The following is an 18,773-nucleotide window of genomic DNA, read 5'->3' on the forward strand; positions in this document are numbered from 1 at the left end:
TGTGATGCTACGTGAGTAGAGTCATCGACATATATAGCTTTTTATATTTATTATGATGTTTTAGTTATGTCTTTAAACTATAGACTATACATTGTGAAAATTCGATGATATTTCTGCATATCTATGATACTATATATGTATAAAGGAGGTCATCGTATGGACATTTATGTAATTATGCAAGTTATTATTTTATTTGGTGCTATCTTCCTTGGTGTTCGCCTCGGTGGTATGGGCATCGGATACGCTGGCGGCCTTGGGGTAGTATTGTTAAGCCTTGGTATGGGTATGTTCCCTGGACAGATTCCTTGGGATGTAATTCTCATCATCATGTCTGCTATCGCTGCCATCTGTGCCTTACAGTTAGCCGGCGGTCTTGATTATTTGGTGCGTATTGCGGAAAATATTTTGCGCAAAAACCCTAAACACATCAACTATTTAGCGCCAACAGTAACGTATTTCTTAACTCTGTTGGCTGGTACTGGTCATACAGCATTTTCTATGATTCCGGTAATCGTAGAGGTGGCAAAAAGTGAAAACATTAAGCCATCTGTACCATTATCCATCGCCGTTGTAGCGAGCCAAATCGCTATTACAGCGAGCCCAGTATCTGCAGCAGTTGTTGCTATGAGTGGTTTCCTTGAACCATTCGGTGTAAACTACCCAACATTACTCGCTATTTGTATTTCTACAACATTCGTAGCAGTTATGATTACTGCCTTTGTTATGTCTACATTTGCGAATAATGATTTGTCTTCTGATCCTGTTTACCAAGAACGTTTGGCAGCAGGTCACGTGGTACCACCTCGTGAAAAAAGTGCTGATTTCCACTTAAAACCAGGTGCGAAAACTTCTGTATTGATTTTCTTGATTGGTATTATTTGTATCGTATTCTACGCAACTGCAATTTCCAAAAATATCGGTCTTATTAAACCAGTTATCTTTGGTCGAAATGATGCGATCATCGGCTTCATGATGATTATTGCTGCAGCAATTACTTACTTCTGTAAAATTGATACAGCACAACTTGTTAATACTAGCACATTCAAATCCGGTTTATCCGCTTGCGTCTGTGTATTAGGTGTAGCATGGTTGGGTGATACTTTCGTAAAAGGTCATATTCCTGAAATCAAAGCTCTTGCTTCTAGCATGGTTACGGCATATCCGTTCTTGTTAGCTGTAGCATTCTTCTTTGCTAGTACATTGCTTTATAGCCAAGCGGCAACTACACAAGCGTTGGTACCAGCCGTAATCTTGGCTCTCGGTATTACACCTGAGAATACAGGATCCGTATACATTATTATCGCATCCTTTGCAGCTGTATCTGCACTTTTCGTATTGCCTACATACCCAACACTTTTGGGGGCTGTACAAATGGATGATACCGGCTCTACACGAATCGGTAAACTCGTATTTAACCATCCGTTCTTTATCCCTGGCGTACTATCCATTGCTATCGCAGTAGCACTTGGCTTTGTAGTAGCTCCATTGATGCTGTAGTTGGTAAAAGCTAAATAAGGCTAATTCAAACATATTCAAATAAGAAAAGGGCGTAACTTTCAAAAGTTACGTCCTTTTTGTTTGATCTATTTATAGCGTTTTTATTAACCTTTATTCTTACAATCCTTACATGTTCCGGCAATTTCCAAATGATGCTCCGTCACTGTAAAGCCTGCATCAATTAATTCCTGTGGCATTTCTACAACAGGGCAGGTGTGCAGCGGTATCATGGCTCCACATTTTGTACATACTGCATAGTGGCGGTGCGTATGAGGGGTAATTTCATAATATGCCATATCGCTACCCATGAGTGTTGTACGGGTAACGATTTCCTTTGTTTCTAACAGCTCAAGAGTGCGGTAAATAGTAGACATCCATGTAGTGCTACCATCGCCTAATCGCTCTGCGATTTCCATAGCCGTAATAGGTTTATCTGTAGTTGTTAATACAGACCAAATTGCTTCGCGCTGTTTGGTTTTTTTTATGCCTTCAGGCCAACTTGTTGTATTCATAACGCTCTTTCGATTCTGTTTTAATACTAAACTTGTTATACACTTGTATAAGTAGATAATTTATTTTGCACAGGATCGCCATCTTATTTTGCTAATAGAATAGCTATCTATATATTGATGATTATCTTTGTTTACTTGCTAAATTGCATACGGCGTAGGATGGTTCTGATATTTTTGATGACTAATACTACGAGTAGTATTGCAACCGATGTAAGAGATACAAAACCACCTGGAGCTACATTGAGATAGTAGGATCCGAAGAGGCCGATAATCATGGCTAGCAAACTAAATCCAATAGAACAGAGTAATGTAGTTCTAAATCCCTTTTCTAACTGCAATGCCGATGCTACAGGTAAGGCAATCATAGCACTTAATACGAGAACACCAACGATTTTAATAGAAATGGATACGGCCGCAGCCATTAAGATGGCAAAGATGTAATTGATAAAATCAACCTTAACACCGGCTACGCGGGCTGCCTCTTCATCATAGGCGATGTAAAGAAGTGAGTTATATAAGAAATATAAGGTTAAAACAGATAGAATAGTTAGGGCTGCAATGCTAATCATATCTGTTGTGTTTACAGTCAAGATGCTACCGAAGAAGAACACATTAGCATTAGCTTTCAACTTGCCTGAACTAATAAGGGTAATAGCGGTACCAATACTAAGTGACAAGATGATGGTTAGGATCAAATCGAGATGGTGGGAGAAGTATTTTCGCAAGAACTCGATGAGGGCACCGCAGATAGCGGTAAAGATGAATGCTCCTAAGATAGGATTGGTATTTGTTAATAAGCCTAATGTAATACCTGCTAGCGATGCATGGCTCATGGTATCGCCAATCATACTAGAACGGCGTAGAACCATGAAAATACCGATGCATGGACAGAGTAGAGAAATGCAGATGGCTACGAAGAAGGCATTTTGCATGAAATCATAATTAAACATGGTGCACCTCCTTAGTTGTAGTATCATCGGCCTGAGCCTGAGCCTGAGCCTGAGCCTGAGGTGTTACATCTGTAAAGCAAGCACAATTTTCGTGATCCATAGGATTGCGCCCTGTGCTGTGCATGATTTCACTAGCGTATTGTTCAGGAGAGCAAAGGTGACCTTGGCCATTTGCGATGTGGTAGATATTAGTTGAATTGGCTAGGGCCATTTCAAGGTTATGTTCTACGGAGATAATTGTAATGTGGTGTACTTGGTTTAACTCGCGCAAAAGGGCGTAGATGCCTTCTTGGCTTTTCCGGTCGATACCAGTAGATGGTTCATCGAGTATGATGAGGTCAGGGCTGCCGATGAGGGCACGCGCGATAGATACGCGTTGCGCTTGACCACCTGACAGTTTACTGATTAAACGGTCTTTGAACGCCGTCATATTGGTAAGCTCTAATACGCGATCTACTTCATGCTTATCTTTAATCTTTAGTAATTTACGGTAGGAATAGAGGATTTCTTTTACCGTAATAGGGAAGCCTGCATGAGAAAAATCATTCTTCTGAGACACGTAGCGAATGTTGTTCGTATCTCGTTTGATAGAGCCTTTTACAGGTGTAAGGAATCCTAAAATGAGGCGTAGCAAGGTGCTTTTACCACACCCATTATCCCCAACAATGGATATATAATCACCACTGTGAATATGTAAGTTAAGGTCATTCAACACATAAGGTGGCTGACCTTGGTAGGAAAAATAAAGATGTTCTATGGATAACATATAAAAACCACTTTTCTAATTGACAAAATCTTGAGTAAGTTTATACTATAACTATATTACAAATGCAACTGAGTCGCAACTGCAACTAAAGAATGGTTACTATTCTATGAAAGCATAGCGATCAGGATTTCACAAAGGAGGACTACGATGGTCAAGAAGCTGGTTTTGTTAATGATAGGGATCATGATGGCTGCCTTATTTGCAGGCTGTGGCAATGATGCACCAAAGGAACAAGCAGGTAAGAAGATCCAAGTGGTAACAAGTTTTAATGCCATGGCTGAATTCGCAAAAGCTATTGGTGGTGACAAGGTAGAGGTATCTACCATTATTCCAGATGGCGTAGAGCCACATGATTTCGAGTTGAAACCTGAAAATATGAAACAATTGGCAACAGCTCAAGTATTCGTGTACAACGGTTTTGGTATGGAACCTTGGGCACAACAAGCGATTGATGCGGCTAAAAATAGCAAACTCATCACTGTTGTTGCTACAGATGGCGTAGAAGCTATCAAAAATACTGATCCTGAAGAAATTAAAGAACATGGTGCAGAAGATCCTCACGCATGGTTATCTTTGAAAAATGCAAAAATCGAAGTAAAAAATATTAAAGACGCTTTCGTAAAAGCTGACCCAGCAAACAAAGATTACTATGAAAAGAATTATAATGAATATGTTGCTAAATTAGATGCAATGATCAAAAAATATGAAGATCAATTCGCTAAAGCTCCTCATAAAAACTTCGTTACTGGTCATGCAGCATTTGCGTACTTATGCCGTGACTTTGGATTAGAACAAAATAGTGTAGAAGATGTATTTGCCGAAGGTGAACCAAATGCGGCTCAATTGGCTGAACTCATCAAATATTGTAAAGAAAACAATATTACTACTATCTTTGCAGAAGAAATGGCTAGCCCAGAAGTTTCTAAAACTTTGGCAAGCGAAGTTGGTGCTAAGGTAGAAACTATTTACACAATCGAAAGCAACGAAGATAATAAAACATACCTAGAACGTATGGATGAAAACCTTACAAAAATTGCAGCATCTTTACAATAAGATGAACGAAAAAGTAGCCCTTATAGGGCTGCTTTTTTTTAGTTCTACGCATTGTGCGTAAGATTTAAAGTTGTAATATCTATAATTTTGGGGCCTATAGTATAATATATATAATGAAAATAAATTAAAAGGAGGTCCAACATGGTTATCACTAATAGATTGGGGATTACCGATTCCCCAACATTGGCTAGAGAAGAAGAACGAATTAGTAAAAAAGCAGCAACAACACTGTTTGAAGAAAACTTACTTAATGATATGCCTAGTGGTACGTGGACTACCTTGCAAAGAATCCATACTATATTATTCCAAGATATATATGATTTTGCTGGTGCATTACGAAGTGTGAATATTGCTAAAGGCAATTTCCGCTTTGTTCCTGTCATGTATCTTGCTGAAGCAGTTAGAACCATTGAAGATATGCCGCAATCTACTTTTGATGAAATTGTAGAAAAGTATGTTGAAATGAATGTCGCTCATCCTTTTAGAGAAGGTAATGGGCGTAGCATGCGATTATGGCTTGATCATATGTTGTGTACAGAACTACAAAAGACCATCGATTGGAGTCAGGTGGATAAAGAGCAATATTTGTCTGCTATGGAACGAAGTCCAGTAAATGACTTAGAAATAAAAGCTATTCTTGCTAAAGCCCTTACAAGTGATATCAATAATCGAGAACTATTTATGAAAGGCCTTGACCATAGTTATTATTTTGAAGGATATCAATTATTTAAAAGTGAAGATTTATAAGGTACAGAATTATGAATGGTTTATTTGGCCCATATATAGAAAAATGGATGCATTTGATCACTATTAAGAATATGTTATTATTAGCTGTTATATCAGCAATCATAACTGACTTTGGGTTACATATATTATCGCTAATTTTCTCCAAAAGCCCATTTTTTAAAACATTTATTTGGGAGATTATAAGCCCCGTAGAGATTGAGTTAGTGCCTATCGTTGGATATGTACTTGGAATTGTAGCATTTGTTCTCGCATCTTCTGGTATTTTATATGGTATTTTTAAGGTCTTTAAGGGGCAGGTTACATATAAGCAACTAGTAGCAGACTTACTTTTGAATACTTGTATTGCTGGTTGAATCCATTTAATTTTTGTGCTTTTTGCTGCACCTATTTATCTCTTATTAAACCTACAAATTCGAGGTGGGTCGGGGGGATTAAGCACCATAGAACTCATTAATGTCTTTATCATGGCACAATTAATGTCTAAGCAATTTAGTATGAGCCCTTGGATAACAGGTATTGCATTTTATATAGTATCCTTTGTCTTTGGCATAGGTGGCATTATTTTGTCTATGTCCATTTAAATATATATGTAATAGGAATGTTGATAGATGCTATTAGGTGTCTATCAACTTTTTTATTACTATATTTGTTTGTATAATTTATAATGAATTTATATTTAATTTAAAACTACATTGTGATACAATGATAGAAATATATGTGCTTTTAATGTATTTGGAGGGGAACATATGGAAACAAAATGGTATTCAGATATTTGGCAGCTTATTGTAGCTCCATTTAAACGTGGTATTCCACAGATTGTAGAGCATGGATCTTGTCGAAAGGGGTTTTATGCTACTGTGGCTATGGCATTGGTATCCTTGGTATTCTCAGATATCTTGCCTATTATTGTGAGTACGATATTTGCAGATAAACTTGATGGTGCACTTACTATTGTGGCAGCTCTTTTTGGGGGCGGTATATTGAATCTAGTATTAGGTTTGCTATTTACTTTTATTGGCATTGCTATTTATTCTGCTATTTTCTCTTGGGTCGCTAATAAATTTGATGCCAATACTACATATGAGTCTGTGTTAAAGATTATGTGGTATGAACAAGCTTATAACCAGATTATGGGATTAGTATATTTTATTGGACTAATATTAGTATCAGTGCCATTCTTTGTGATACTAGGTTTTAATCTTAATTCTACAGTAAATAGTATCGTATGGTTAACTATTGTTATATTTACATTAATTGCTTTTTCAGTCTTTATATTCTGGGTGTGGTTGACATTGTTGAGTCACCAAATTAATAAATCTCGTTTAGCAACTTTTGGCATCTCTATTATTACGAGTTTAATTCCTGTAGTCTTTATTGGTATTTTGGTAGGCATGGTTATGCTTGCTACATCTAGATAATTACATAGTATGAAAAATATGAAAGCAAGGTATGAATATACCTTGCTTTTGTGCTATAATGATGAACAGAGTATGAATTAAAAATAAAATAATTGTTATAAATTCGTAATCGTTGTGTTGTGTGATGCATCATTCTATATAGAATGGTGCTATTCTTGTTGTGTAAAAGGTGGTGAGAGGCATGATGGGAGGTTTATTAGAGTTCGTTTATCGCTTATTAAACCCCATTGAAGAAAAACATCCGCGCATGTACCACTATGATGTTACCTATGGTCAGCTTGTATGGATGCTGGTATTGTCCCTCATATGTTATCAATTTACCATCGTTGGTGAAAGCGTCTATTTAGACGCTATACGCGCATTTATACGTAATTCATCACTTTTGGTAAAGTGGCAATTGTTTTCACTTCCCGTAGGGCAGCATGAAATACAAGTCTTTTTTGAGCAGCTAAGTAAACCTCGTGAGTTTTGGAATGTAGGTCGTTTTACATGGGTGATTTTAAAAGCGGCGCTTATGTCTGGTATCTTGATAGGTTACGCTATGTTGCAAAAGCGTAAGTTTTACATTCGCGGCGTAGTAACTGGTGTTTTACACATGATGGCCTTTGCTCAACTAGTAGTAGCTATGATTACTCTTACGGCAGGGATTATGTTGATCCTTACGTCCATACCAATTTTATTGCAAGCCATTATTGGGTTTTGCATGATTGTTTTATGCATTCTTAGTACTGTATTGCTACTACAGACCATGGGGCGTATAGCCGGAGCATGTATTAATGGCAGTTTTTATGAAGGACTAAGCATTATGTTAATCGCTATTTTAGCATCACTATTATGTGAAGTGCTATATACATTAACTCGATAATATATGAGGAGTATTATGACTTGGTATAAGGACATATTACATTTATTTACAAAATTGAGTGACAGATCCTTTCAAAATATTATTAGAAATGGAACCTATACTCGAGCTATACTAAATCTTATAATGTCTACAATTGTATTATATGTGATGACCTATGCTTTGCCGTTCATAGTGAAAGCTGTGTCTCCCGCATTAGGAATAAAACGCATGACTGGTCTCACACATTTTGATCTGGTTAGTGCTTTGGCAAATGCATCATTTTTAATTTTTCAAATTATCATAGGTGCCTTTGTTATATGGCGATTACTAGTATTGCTAGGTGGTACTGGGACCTATAGGGGCGTGATGCGAAACTATATCTATGGCTTAGCTTATACGAATGCACTTCGTACCGTAGTATTAGTGTTGGTCCATATAGTGGGGCTCATATTATTTTATCTATCTATGCCGAAATATGTAGGGAATATGGCCTATCTTGTAACCATGTTTAGTCAGTATTATGCTGTCTTTATTGGGGCCCAGCTCATGCGCCGCTATGTGGAACTAGGTATCGTAAAAACATATATTATTATGTTTATTGTGGCTTTGCTATCAGTGTCAGTATTGCCTCATTGGATCCGATTTGTACATACCCTAGTTAAATAATATAAGACTGTAATGTAGTATAACCGCAAGATGAAAGTCTTGCGGTTTTTTTATCGTTTAATTTATATTAAAATTAATTATATATAATTTAAATTTGGAAATTTATGATATAATTAATTTTATAGTGTAGTTGAGAGCGGAGTTAGTTATGGATACGACATTTTTACGAGAAATATCCCTGCTGGTGCGTTCACCGAAGAAGGGGATCGATGAAATCTTCTGGTTTGGTACCTTAGAAAAGGGAATCAAAGCTGGCCTCGCCGGTTGGTGTGCTACCCATATTTTGGGATTTGCGTTAGGCATTATACTATTACCTTTGGCTATGACCTTTGGCGGTTTTTTATTTGGCTTTATACCTGCCGTATATGGCATATTCTCTATATTACGAGAAATCATAGGTCTTGGAATCTATTGGTTTGTAGGTAGCTTTATACTTTGGAAATTATTGAGCGTTCTCTTAGAGCGTGAATTTGATTTCAAGCAAGTATTAATGGGCACTGCTTATGTGGAAGGCTATACCGGCGCACTGGGATTAGCATTAATTTTGGTATCTATTATTTGCATTTATATTACGCCATTTTTGATGATCCTATTAGTTCCTTTAGCACTAGCCTATGTTTGTGCCGTTATCTATGTGGCGGTCATACTTTTATCTCGTCTTATGAAAGTAGAGCCTCTTACAGTAGGGGCTGTTTATGTGGTATTATTTATTATAAATCTCTTATATAACTGGATTATGCGCATACTATTTGCGTAACTATATAAAAACCTCCTAGTTTATACTAGGAGGTTTTTTGTTGCTTCATAATGTTGTAATAGCAGTTCTACATTATCTTCGTCGTATTCGATTTGTTGGGACCATCTTGCCACTTGTTTAAGTGGAGAGCCTTCGAGGGCACTTGTCATAAGTATGTATTCCACACCATCTTTAGCATAGGAAAGGATGGCTTCTAAAGAATAATCTGCTAGCATATCGATTTGACGATATAAGATGTATTGGAAGACCTTGTTGAATAGCCCCATATCGTGAGTGGCAATATAGGTTTGAACAGAGGTAGTAAGTTTATCTATATCATGAGATAATACACTAATTTGTGCAGTCCATTCTTCATCGATAGGCTCTGTGGTACCATATAGATCTAATAGTCTAGTATAATACTGTGCGTCAGGGGATGGAATATATTGAAATAGTGCTGGATCTATATCAAAGGCTAATAGTTCAAATATATTCTGAATAGTTAAACGTTCGTCAGGACTAAATTCGCCGTTATCGTCTTCAATAGTAAAGATTACTTGATTAGACTGCATGTCTTCTGTCAGCAGTTCTACCGATGCTTCACAGGATAAACCAACCCCACATAGCTCGAGGTCCTCAATATATTTATAAAATCGCGGATGCATGTGACATGTATCGCATAGGCCTTCTTCACCTAGTTCGAGCACCACCTTACAGAGGCCATTTTCATTGAGTAACGGACACATAGGTTGTTCTTTAGAAAAGACGAAATGGCTACCTTCGTCATCGACAGTGATGGCTTGTCTTAAGCTTTCACCAAGAGGTCCTGTCATGGCATGATAGCGTTCAGCAGTGGTCTCGTCAATATCGATGGTCCACAGTTGGCAGCATGTATTTTCACATCGATCTGCTTTGCATTGAAATGTGTGATATATAGTAGGATATATTGAAATCATAATGGTCTCACTTGTAGTAAAAAATATTCTACGTGCATTGTATCATAGGGCAGTGGTCTATGCATTAATATTATAAATAAAGATTAATAAATCGTATCGATTTAGTGTATAATTGTATATATACACTATGGTCCTGTTTGAGAGATGGAGGAGCCTATGAAATCCTTATTTATAAAAGGTAGCCTTGTATTAGCCTTGGCAGCAGTGTTCGGTATGCCAAATGCAAGTGCGGCGCCTTTAGTAGCAGTAGAACCAACTATTGCAGTTGTTGATGGAAACCATGCAGCGATTGTAGGTGCAAATGGTTTATTGAATGCATTTATTCAAAATCATCCAAATGCAGCTATCACTGAAATCTCTTTTGATGCGGATGGTGGTCAAATTAGATATGATGTAGAAGGTGTTGATGAAAGTGGTAAATATGAGCTCACTTATATCTATGCAACAAATCAAATCTTTGAAAAACGTGAAGGTGACTTCCATAAATCCTTAAAGAAAACATCCTTTGATCCTCGTGAAATCTTACCGCCAGCAGCGGTAGTTAACTTTGCTTATGCTCAAACACAAGGCAAAGCAACAAGCCTTAATGAGTGGTCTGTACAATATGATAAAGGTAAAATAGTATACAAAGTTAGCTTCGGTACAGAAGGTGACAAAGAGGTCAATGTACGCATTGATGCTATGAATGGTACGTTGTTGTCTGTTAAATTTGACGACTAAACTATGGTGACTAGTAAATATAACTTAATAGTAGAAGGCTTATTATCTTAAATATAAGAATTAAACTCCTTAAAATTATCTTTTTTTGTAGAAAAGGATAGTTTTAAGGAGTTTTTTTGTGAACATTTGCTCATGAAAGGGGATATTTACATTATGAGAATTACAATGAGTGGCTTCTGTTCCTTTATTTATGGGAAAAATGGCTTTTTAGAGTTAGTTCATAGAATACTTAGTTGTAAATCGAATACTATAGAATTTCATTGAAATTACATATAAATTCATTTTATTCTCACCCCAAAATAAGCTAGACCGGTGAGTTCTACATTTTTATTTCATAGATTATCGATAATATGTGTCCAGTCAAAAGACAGAACTCAAATATATCGGGAATTTCCAGACTATATATCTACAGTCCACGCTAGATATATGTTTTGGAACTATAACGATAACACCGAGTTGGTTAAAAATATATATGCGTGATTTTGCATATATATGGATTATCAAGGAGGATATTATGAAAAAATCTATTTTGAAAAGCAGTATTGCTTTAGCAGTAGCTGGTATATTTGGTGCTACTGTAGCAGTAACAGCAGCTGAACAAGCAACACCGGTTCCTGTAACTCAAGAGGTAGCAGCTACTGCAGCTCCTGTCGCAGAACCTGCTACGCATCAAGTAGTTCCTACCATTCAAGTGACTCCAGCAGCTAAAGATACTACACCAGTTCCAACAGCAACTCAAGATGTAAAAGCTCCAGTTGCTCAAGACACTGTAGTTCCAGCAGCAGCTAATCCAGCAGCAGCAACTCCTACAATTGAAACTGCAGCGGTGGCAAAAGCTCCTAGCGAAGCTAAAGTAGTACGTGCAGCAGATAAAAAAGTAGAAGCTAATAAAGACGAAAAAAATACTAAAAAAGCGCAAGCACATAAAGCGCCTAAAGTAAAAGCTGACAAAGCAGTTAAAGCTGATAAAGCTGTAAAAGAAACTAAAGAAGTAAAAGCAGATAAAAAAGCTGACAAAAAAGAAACTACTAAAGAGGAAAAAAAAACTCTAAAAGTGGAAAATCACAACCTAGCACAACAAGTAAGCAAGCAGGCGTAGTCGATCAAAATAGTATTTTCGTAATTGGTGCGAATTATTTAATCGATCAATTTGAAAATAAATATGGCGACTCTAAGATTACTAAAGTATCCTTCAAAGCTGCCGACAAAACTGCTATTTATGAAGTAGACGGTTTCAATGCTAGTGGTGCCCATTCCATGACTCTAGATGTGGCAACTGGTAATGTAGCTGAAGGTACTCCTAAAGCATATGATGCATCTATGGAAGCTAGTGCTATTGATGCTGGTACTGTGTTACCTCCACATGTGGCGATCAATGCAGCCTTCGCGCAAACTGGCAATATAGCAACTGGTATTAACTCTTGGTCTGTAGTGAACCAAAATGGTAAACCTATATATACTGTAGAGTTCCATGATGCACAAAACAAACCTGTATCCATCGCATTGGATGCTAAAACAGGTATAGCCGTAAAATAAGCTAATCCTAAGCCTATCCTACTGTAAAGCAAACCCCTTTAATACACGAACACTAAACACATAATACTATACACACAATACACAACACACATACACAATACACTTACACACACAATAAACAATTACACACACGCAGCCCTCTGGAGTGGATAGACAAACATTGACTCTCTCCTATGCCGTCTGTCGTTCAGAGGGCCCCTTATGCATTGTGGTTCCCTCCCAATCATAAGATTATATACTTGGTATATAATACTCTCTCTCACAATAAGAACGTAACTGCTTTACAGTACGCTAGGTATAGGGGAGCAGGAAAACCCGTAATACATGTAGACCGCTGCATGTATTACGGGCTTTTTCTATGTTTATTCAATATAAAGACGTATCATATAAGGAAAATCCGTAGTAGAAATTGGAAAAGCGCAGATACAATAATGTATATCTGCGCTTTTGGTATATGGAGCATTTACTATTAGTAACAATAGTTAGCCTTTTATATGTATTGTCGAGGCACGCGTTCTGAGAATCCACAAAAGATTTCATAAGGAATTGTAGAGGCAAGGGCGGCAATCTCGAGTGCAGAGATGCTTTCATGACCTTGAGAACCTAGGAGCACAACCTTGTCACCTGGTTGTACAGTAATCGTATCTGGAACGGCCACCATGAATTGGTCCATACAGATGCGACCCACTACAGGACAACGTGTGCCATGAATGAGGACTGTACCGCGGTTGGATAAGCTACGAGGGTATCCATCTGCATAGCCTACAGGAATGGTAGCAATCGTCATTGGTTCAGGTGTTACATAGGTAGAACCATAACCGATACCTTCACCTGCTTCTAGTCGCTGTACATGTACTACTTCGCTATGGAAGGAGAGGACCGGTTTTAACCCTAATCGATTTGGCACATCAAGGGATGGCATAATGCCGTATTGAATAATGCCAGGACGGGCATCGGTAAATAAGCTGTCTTTTACGGATAATAAGCCAGCACTATTGGCAAGAGAGAAGCGATAGTCCGCATCAGGTCTAAATGCACGGATTTCATCGACCATTTTATGGAATTTTTGCGCCTGTCCATGAGCGTGGCTTTGATCCGCCGCATCGGCGTTACTCATATGAGAGAAGAAACCGTCTACCTCAAGATTTTCGTAGGACTCAACGCGTTTGATAAACTCAACAGCATCTTCAGGCTTGATACCAATACGATGCATTCCTGTATCAACGGCGACTGCAACGCGGATAATCATATCGTGATTTTCTGCTACCTTGTCGAGTGCTTCTAAATCGGTAGATTCGCATACAGCTGGAATGGAATTTGTGTCTGCTACAAGCTCAAAGGACTGAGGTCTTGTGAGGCCAAGTAGATAAATCGGTACCATAATCCCTGCGTTGCGAAGTGGAACTGACTCTTCAGGAATGGCAACGGCTAAGGATTCATAACCTTCTTCAACGGCAATACGGCCCATCATAACGCTGCCGTGCCCATATCCATTGGCCTTGATAACAGCTGTGGATGTGCTCCATTCCGGTAAACTATCTTTAATTTTACGCAAATTCTCGCGAACGAGACTTGTATTTATGGTCAAATAGGTAGGTCTCATGGTATTCCTCAATTCTATATAACATTAATATAATTGTATAACTTTTGGGGAATTACACAATACTTTTGTGAAAGTTTTATACAGAAATTCTGTTTTTATGATTTTTATACATATATTATATACAATAATTGTGAAAGTATACTAATTAATATAGTTCTCTATGATATTAATAGTATAAATTCATATAAATAATAGTATAATTTATATAGAAGTATTTTCCTTAATAGGTGTATGCACCCCCCTAGATTTGGACATTACGTATACTCTATAAAATTTAATAACTATGTAGGAGGTTCTCATGAGCGAACGTGTAGTAGTAGTAAATGCAAGTAAAATGAATTATGACCATGCATTAGATTTTTCTGTATTATCTAGTGATGTACAGGTTTATGATAATAGTACAAATGAAGAGCTTATAGAACGTATTCAAGGGGCTCGCGTTGTAGTTACAAAAGAATTACCCGTAGGGGCTGATTTGCTTTCACAATTCCCAGATACTGTAAAACTCATCGTAGAAGCGGGTACAGGATATAATAATATCGACCTTAATGCAGCAAAGGAAAGAGGCATCACTGTGTGCAATATCCCAGCGTACAGTACTGAACGTGTGGCACATACGGTAATCATGATGATCCTCAATTTTGCATCTACCATGCAGAAACAAATCGGCATGCTTGCTAAAGGTGATCGCAGTAATTTCACAAAATATTTACAAGTGAGCCACACAGAAGTGAATGGTAAAACATTAGGTGTTGTCGGTGCTGGTCACATTGGTATAGAAGTGATCAAAGTAGCAAAGGCACTCGGTATGAATATCTTGGTTCATACGCGCACACCAAAGGCTGATGGAGATGGCATTCGTTATGTAAGTCTTGATGAATTACTGGAACATAGTGATTATATTACATTGCATTGCCCATTGAATGAACAAACTAAGTACATGATTAATAAAGTAGCTATCAGCAAAATGAAACCTAGTGCAGTCATCGTAAATACTGGCCGTGGGCCTCTTATTAATGAAGCGGACCTTTGTGAAGCATTAGCGGCTAAACGCATTGCAGGTGCAGGCCTTGATGTACAAGAGGTAGAACCTCCAGCAGAGGATAGCCCTCTATATACACTGGATAATGTTATTATCACACCTCATATGGGCTGGAAAGGCCTTGAAACACGCCAACGCTTGGTAGGCATCATTCGTGACAATGTACAAGCTTTCTTCAAAGGTGAACCTATTAACGTAGTATCTAAATAAATACAATAAATACAATAAGAGCCGTCCCCGGTTGTGTGGGGGCGGCTCTATTGTTTAGGGCTATCATAGATCAAGTCTTGGTATATATATGTATATATATCAAGGGAGGTAGTTATCCTCAAACTTGATTATGATTGATGTTGTGTTTTGATGGGACTCCACCAATGGCGTCGATAGGCCTTGATGCCTTCCACCACGGTTCTTGTCGCTTTAGCTGCAATATCTTTTGTTGCAGCCGGTATGCCCTCTAGGCGATAGGTAATACCTAACTCCTTATATTTAGCAGTACCCATAACGTGATATGGTAAGCAATCAACGGCTTGTAAGTTTTTCAGAGATCCTAGGAAAAAGCCTAGACGATAGTGATGATCTGCATTATCTGTAATCGTAGGAACTACAACATGACGAACCCAAATGGGAACTTCTACGTCTGCTGTCAATCGAGCAAACCCAATAATGGGCTCTAATGGTTTGCCTGTTAGCCACAGATGTTTATCAGGATCGATTTCTTTAATATCTAGGATGACGAGACTAGTGACACTGAGTAATTTACGGTATGCCACCTCTTGGTGGGGATCAAAACAAATTCCACTTGTATCTAAACAGGTATGGACGTTTCTTTCACGGAAATATGTGAAAAGCTCAGTAACAAAGTCGATTTGCATTAGAGCTTCCCCACCTGTGACGGTGATACCACCATTAGCATAGAATTGGCGGTTACGTTCGTACTGGTCCCACAATTCTTCAACAGTCATGAACTTAGCATCATCGCTAGTTTCATTCCATGTGTCAGGATTGTGGCAATAAGCACAACGCATGGGACATCCTTGGAGAAAGACCACCATGCGCATGCCTGGACCATCAACCGTACCCATCGTTTCAACCGAATGAATACGTCCTGTCATAGTAAACCTCGATTAGATTTGTTGATGGAATGTACGGGAAATAACTTCGTCCTGTTGTTGTTTTGTCAATTTGCTGAAGTGCACTGCGTAACCAGATACACGAACAGTTAATTGAGGGTACAACTCAGGATGTTTTTGAGCGTCTAACAATGTTTCACGAGTGAACACGTTAACGTTCAAATGATGACCGCCTTTTTGGGAGTAGCCATCCAATAACTCTACCAAGTTATCAACTTGTTGTTGGTTGCTCATGGGTATTGCCTCCTTTCAACCAAGACTAACACTCGTATCGGTGCCGGTGAAAGCAGTCCGATACTATGGAAGACGTTATTTATCTTCCTTTATAGTAACATTCGGTTCGCTACATGCGAAGTTTGTATTGGAGTTAGGTAATTGAGATGGATCTAACTCAATATCAAAATCGCTGAGGGACACAAATGTTTCACCAGATTTACCTAATGCGTCAGGAATGATAGAGAAGGTATTGGAAATACCATCGGAGCTATCACGCCATGGCATTTTTGCTACGGATGCCAACGAAGAAATAGCACCGTGAGTATCACGACCATGCATTGGGTTAGCACCAGGAGCGAAAGCTTCACCAGCTTTACGGCCATCTGGAGTGGAACCTGTTGCAGTACCATATACTACGTTGGAAGTAATTGTTAACAAGCTCATAGTAGGAACGGATTGACGATATGTAGGATGTTTACGAATCTTGTTCATAAATGTGGAAACAACTTTTGCTGCCAAGCTATCTACACGATCGTCATCGTTACCATATTTAGGGAAGTCACCTTCGATTTCGAAATCAACAGCAATGCCGTTTTCGTCGCGAATAGGTTTTACTTTAGCGTATTTAATAGCAGACAAGGAGTCAGCTACTACGGATAAACCAGCGATGCCAGTTGCAAACCAACGTGTTACTTTGCGGTCATGCAATGCCATTTCTAGTTTTTCATAAGCGTATTTGTCGTGCATGTAGTGAATGATGTTCAAGGCGTTTACATATACGCCTGCTAACCATTCCATCATGTCGTCGAATTTTTCCCATACTTCATCGAATTCTAAGTATTCGGAAGTGATAGGGCGGTATTTAGGACCAATTTGTTTCTTTAATTTTTCGTCAACGCCGCCATTGATTGCATAAAGCAAGCATTTAGCCAAGTTGGAACGAGCGCCGAAGAATTGCATTTCTTTACCAATACGCATTGGGGATACGCAGCATGCAATAGCGTAGTCATCACCAGAGTTAGGACGCATTAAGTCGTCGTTTTCGTATTGGATGGAAGATGTTTCGATGGACAATTTCGCACAGAATCGGCGGAAGCCGATTGGCATGCGAGGAGACCACAATACAGTGAGGTTTGGTTCTGGAGCAGGACCAAGGTTAGTCAATGTATGTAGGTAACGGAAGGACATTTTGGAAACTAATGTGCGGCCGTCAGTACCCATACCACCGATAGATTCAGTAGTCCACACAGGGTCACCTGTGAACAAGTTATTGTATTCATGGATACGTGCGAAGCGAACCATGCGCAATTTCATGATGAAGTGATCTACGAATTCCTGGATTTGTTCTTCTGTATATGTACCATTGCGAAGGTCACGTTCTGCGTAGATGTCTAGGAATGTAGAGTTACGACCGATGGACATAGCAGCACCGTTTTGCTCTTTAATAGCGCCAAGATAGCCAAAGTAAATCCATTGCATAGCTTCTTTAACGTCTTTAGCTGGTCCAGAAATGTCGTAACCATAAGAGGCGGCCATTTCTTTCAATTCTTTCAAGGAACGGATTTGTTCTTGAATCTCTTCGCGGTCGCGAATTACGTCTTCTAGCATATCGCCCATAGTAATGTTGAATTGTTCTTTTTTATCTTCGATGAGGTAATCAATACCATACAACGCGATACGACGATAGTCGCCAATGATACGGCCACGGCTGTAAGCATCAGGCAAACCAGTTACGATATGAGCTGTGCGAGCGGCACGCATTTCAGGTGTATATACATCAAATACGCCATCATTGTGAGTTTTACGGTGCTTTTTGAAGAAGTCTTCTGTTTTTGGATCCATTTTGAAGCCGTATTCTTCAATAGCAGATTTTGCTGTACGCAAGCCACCATAAGGGAACATAGCGCGTTTTAGTGGTTTATCAGTTTGCAAACCAACGATTGTTTCGAGGTCTTTGTCGATATATCCTGGCGCATGGGCAGTAATGTGTGTGGCCACGGAAGTATCGGCATCGAGCATGCCGCCTTTTTCACGTTCTTCCTCATAAAGCTTCATTACTTGGTCCCATAATTTTGTCGTTCTTTCTGTAGGACCAGCAAGGAAGGAATCGTCCCCTTCATAGGGGATATAGTTTCTTTGAATAAAGTCGCGTACATCAACGGCTTTATCCCACACACCTGTGTTAAATTCTTTCCATGCAGTATGTTGCATTTTGCACCTCCATAAAAGGATATAACTATAGATTTCTATGCCTATAGTGTACAATGTTTGTCCTGATTTAACAAATTTTAAATGATATATATTTTCAATACATGCTATGCAGTTTTCGTAAGTATAGTAGTTATTTATATTTAAATTCAGTAGTTTGTGTTCTTTAT

Annotated in this window: 20 protein-coding genes; 12 read left to right on the plus strand and 8 right to left on the minus strand. The window is 38.5% G+C overall.

Annotation, left to right across the window (positions count from 1 at the left end; genetic code table 11):
• Positions 1–156 precede the first annotated feature (156 nt).
• Positions 157–1,497 carry an anaerobic C4-dicarboxylate transporter gene (locus VEIT17_RS01120; RefSeq protein WP_060923909.1) on the plus strand — a complete coding sequence of 447 codons (1,341 nt, stop codon included), beginning with the start codon at positions 157–159 and terminating at the stop codon, positions 1,495–1,497.
• Positions 1,498–1,601: 104 nt separating this feature from the next.
• On the opposite strand, the gene VEIT17_RS01125 is transcribed toward VEIT17_RS01120, so the two are convergent.
• The 3 genes from VEIT17_RS01125 to VEIT17_RS01135 all read right to left on the minus strand — a co-directional run bounded on the left by VEIT17_RS01125 (position 1,602) and on the right by VEIT17_RS01135 (position 3,725).
• Positions 1,602–2,009 carry a Fur family transcriptional regulator gene (locus VEIT17_RS01125; protein ID WP_060923908.1) on the minus strand — a complete coding sequence of 136 codons (408 nt, stop codon included), beginning with the start codon at positions 2,007–2,009 and terminating at the stop codon, positions 1,602–1,604.
• Positions 2,010–2,140: 131 nt separating this feature from the next.
• Entirely contained in the window at positions 2,141–2,959 is an 819-nt protein-coding gene (locus VEIT17_RS01130; protein WP_178884331.1) for a metal ABC transporter permease, read from the minus strand.
• Positions 2,952–3,725, minus strand: coding sequence for a metal ABC transporter ATP-binding protein (locus VEIT17_RS01135; RefSeq protein ID WP_178884333.1), 774 nt, complete (start codon positions 3,723–3,725; stop codon positions 2,952–2,954). The genes VEIT17_RS01130 and VEIT17_RS01135 overlap by 8 nt, the downstream gene beginning before the upstream one ends.
• A gap of 147 nt (positions 3,726–3,872) precedes the next feature.
• Between VEIT17_RS01135 and VEIT17_RS01140 the strand changes: the two genes are divergently transcribed.
• The 7 genes from VEIT17_RS01140 (at position 3,873) to VEIT17_RS01170 (ending at position 9,210) form a co-directional block, all read left to right on the plus strand.
• Positions 3,873–4,778 (plus strand): metal ABC transporter substrate-binding protein, encoded by a 906-nt coding sequence (locus VEIT17_RS01140; protein WP_005387669.1) that lies wholly within the window; start codon positions 3,873–3,875, stop codon positions 4,776–4,778.
• A gap of 141 nt (positions 4,779–4,919) precedes the next feature.
• Complete coding sequence (fic, locus tag VEIT17_RS01145; protein ID WP_178884335.1) at positions 4,920–5,525, plus strand: protein adenylyltransferase Fic; 606 nt, start codon at positions 4,920–4,922, stop codon at positions 5,523–5,525.
• Positions 5,526–5,536: 11 nt separating this feature from the next.
• Positions 5,537–5,878, plus strand: a complete 342-nt coding sequence (locus VEIT17_RS09795; protein WP_242013276.1) for a hypothetical protein — start codon at positions 5,537–5,539, stop codon at positions 5,876–5,878.
• 393 nt (positions 5,879–6,271) lie between these two features.
• The gene (locus tag VEIT17_RS01155) at positions 6,272–6,943 is read left to right on the plus strand and encodes a hypothetical protein (RefSeq protein ID WP_005387676.1); all 672 of its coding nucleotides are present in this window, start codon (positions 6,272–6,274) and stop codon (positions 6,941–6,943) included.
• A 181-nt stretch (positions 6,944–7,124) separates the two neighbouring features.
• Complete coding sequence (locus VEIT17_RS01160) at positions 7,125–7,808, plus strand: hypothetical protein (protein WP_178884337.1); 684 nt, start codon at positions 7,125–7,127, stop codon at positions 7,806–7,808.
• Positions 7,809–7,931: 123 nt separating this feature from the next.
• Positions 7,932–8,453 carry a hypothetical protein gene (locus VEIT17_RS01165; protein WP_242013277.1) on the plus strand — a complete coding sequence of 174 codons (522 nt, stop codon included), beginning with the start codon at positions 7,932–7,934 and terminating at the stop codon, positions 8,451–8,453.
• A gap of 148 nt (positions 8,454–8,601) precedes the next feature.
• Positions 8,602–9,210 carry a hypothetical protein gene (locus tag VEIT17_RS01170; protein ID WP_178884341.1) on the plus strand — a complete coding sequence of 203 codons (609 nt, stop codon included), beginning with the start codon at positions 8,602–8,604 and terminating at the stop codon, positions 9,208–9,210.
• Positions 9,211–9,230: 20 nt separating this feature from the next.
• Here VEIT17_RS01170 and fliB read toward each other — a convergent pair whose 3' ends face one another.
• Entirely contained in the window at positions 9,231–10,145 is a 915-nt protein-coding gene (gene fliB, locus VEIT17_RS01175; RefSeq protein ID WP_129823621.1) for a flagellin lysine-N-methylase, read from the minus strand.
• Between the two features lie 156 nt (positions 10,146–10,301).
• Here fliB and VEIT17_RS01180 point away from each other — a divergent pair, with 156 nt between their 5' ends.
• From VEIT17_RS01180 to VEIT17_RS01190, 3 genes are all read left to right on the plus strand, one after another.
• Positions 10,302–10,865 (plus strand): PepSY domain-containing protein, encoded by a 564-nt coding sequence (locus tag VEIT17_RS01180; RefSeq protein ID WP_178884343.1) that lies wholly within the window; start codon positions 10,302–10,304, stop codon positions 10,863–10,865.
• A 514-nt stretch (positions 10,866–11,379) separates the two neighbouring features.
• Positions 11,380–11,964 (plus strand): ribonuclease E, encoded by a 585-nt coding sequence (locus VEIT17_RS01185; protein ID WP_178884345.1) that lies wholly within the window; start codon positions 11,380–11,382, stop codon positions 11,962–11,964.
• A 158-nt stretch (positions 11,965–12,122) separates the two neighbouring features.
• The gene (locus VEIT17_RS01190; RefSeq protein ID WP_178884347.1) at positions 12,123–12,401 is read left to right on the plus strand and encodes a PepSY domain-containing protein; all 279 of its coding nucleotides are present in this window, start codon (positions 12,123–12,125) and stop codon (positions 12,399–12,401) included.
• 490 nt (positions 12,402–12,891) lie between these two features.
• Here VEIT17_RS01190 and alr read toward each other — a convergent pair whose 3' ends face one another.
• Positions 12,892–14,004 carry an alanine racemase gene (alr, locus tag VEIT17_RS01195; protein ID WP_119206986.1) on the minus strand — a complete coding sequence of 371 codons (1,113 nt, stop codon included), beginning with the start codon at positions 14,002–14,004 and terminating at the stop codon, positions 12,892–12,894.
• A 298-nt stretch (positions 14,005–14,302) separates the two neighbouring features.
• Between alr and VEIT17_RS01200 the strand changes: the two genes are divergently transcribed.
• Positions 14,303–15,256, plus strand: coding sequence for a 2-hydroxyacid dehydrogenase (locus VEIT17_RS01200; protein ID WP_178884348.1), 954 nt, complete (start codon positions 14,303–14,305; stop codon positions 15,254–15,256).
• 128 nt (positions 15,257–15,384) lie between these two features.
• On the opposite strand, the gene pflA is transcribed toward VEIT17_RS01200, so the two are convergent.
• The 3 genes from pflA to pflB all read right to left on the minus strand — a co-directional run bounded on the left by pflA (position 15,385) and on the right by pflB (position 18,606).
• Positions 15,385–16,161, minus strand: a complete 777-nt coding sequence (pflA, locus tag VEIT17_RS01205; RefSeq protein WP_178884350.1) for a pyruvate formate-lyase-activating protein — start codon at positions 16,159–16,161, stop codon at positions 15,385–15,387.
• A gap of 12 nt (positions 16,162–16,173) precedes the next feature.
• The gene (grcA3, locus tag VEIT17_RS01210) at positions 16,174–16,413 is read right to left on the minus strand and encodes an autonomous glycyl radical cofactor GrcA3 (protein WP_024066082.1); all 240 of its coding nucleotides are present in this window, start codon (positions 16,411–16,413) and stop codon (positions 16,174–16,176) included.
• Positions 16,414–16,488: 75 nt separating this feature from the next.
• The gene (pflB, locus tag VEIT17_RS01215; protein ID WP_178884352.1) at positions 16,489–18,606 is read right to left on the minus strand and encodes a formate C-acetyltransferase; all 2,118 of its coding nucleotides are present in this window, start codon (positions 18,604–18,606) and stop codon (positions 16,489–16,491) included.
• Positions 18,607–18,773 lie beyond the last annotated feature (167 nt).

This window comes from Veillonella nakazawae (genome assembly GCF_013393365.1).
Lineage (GTDB): Bacteria > Bacillota > Negativicutes > Veillonellales > Veillonellaceae > Veillonella > Veillonella nakazawae.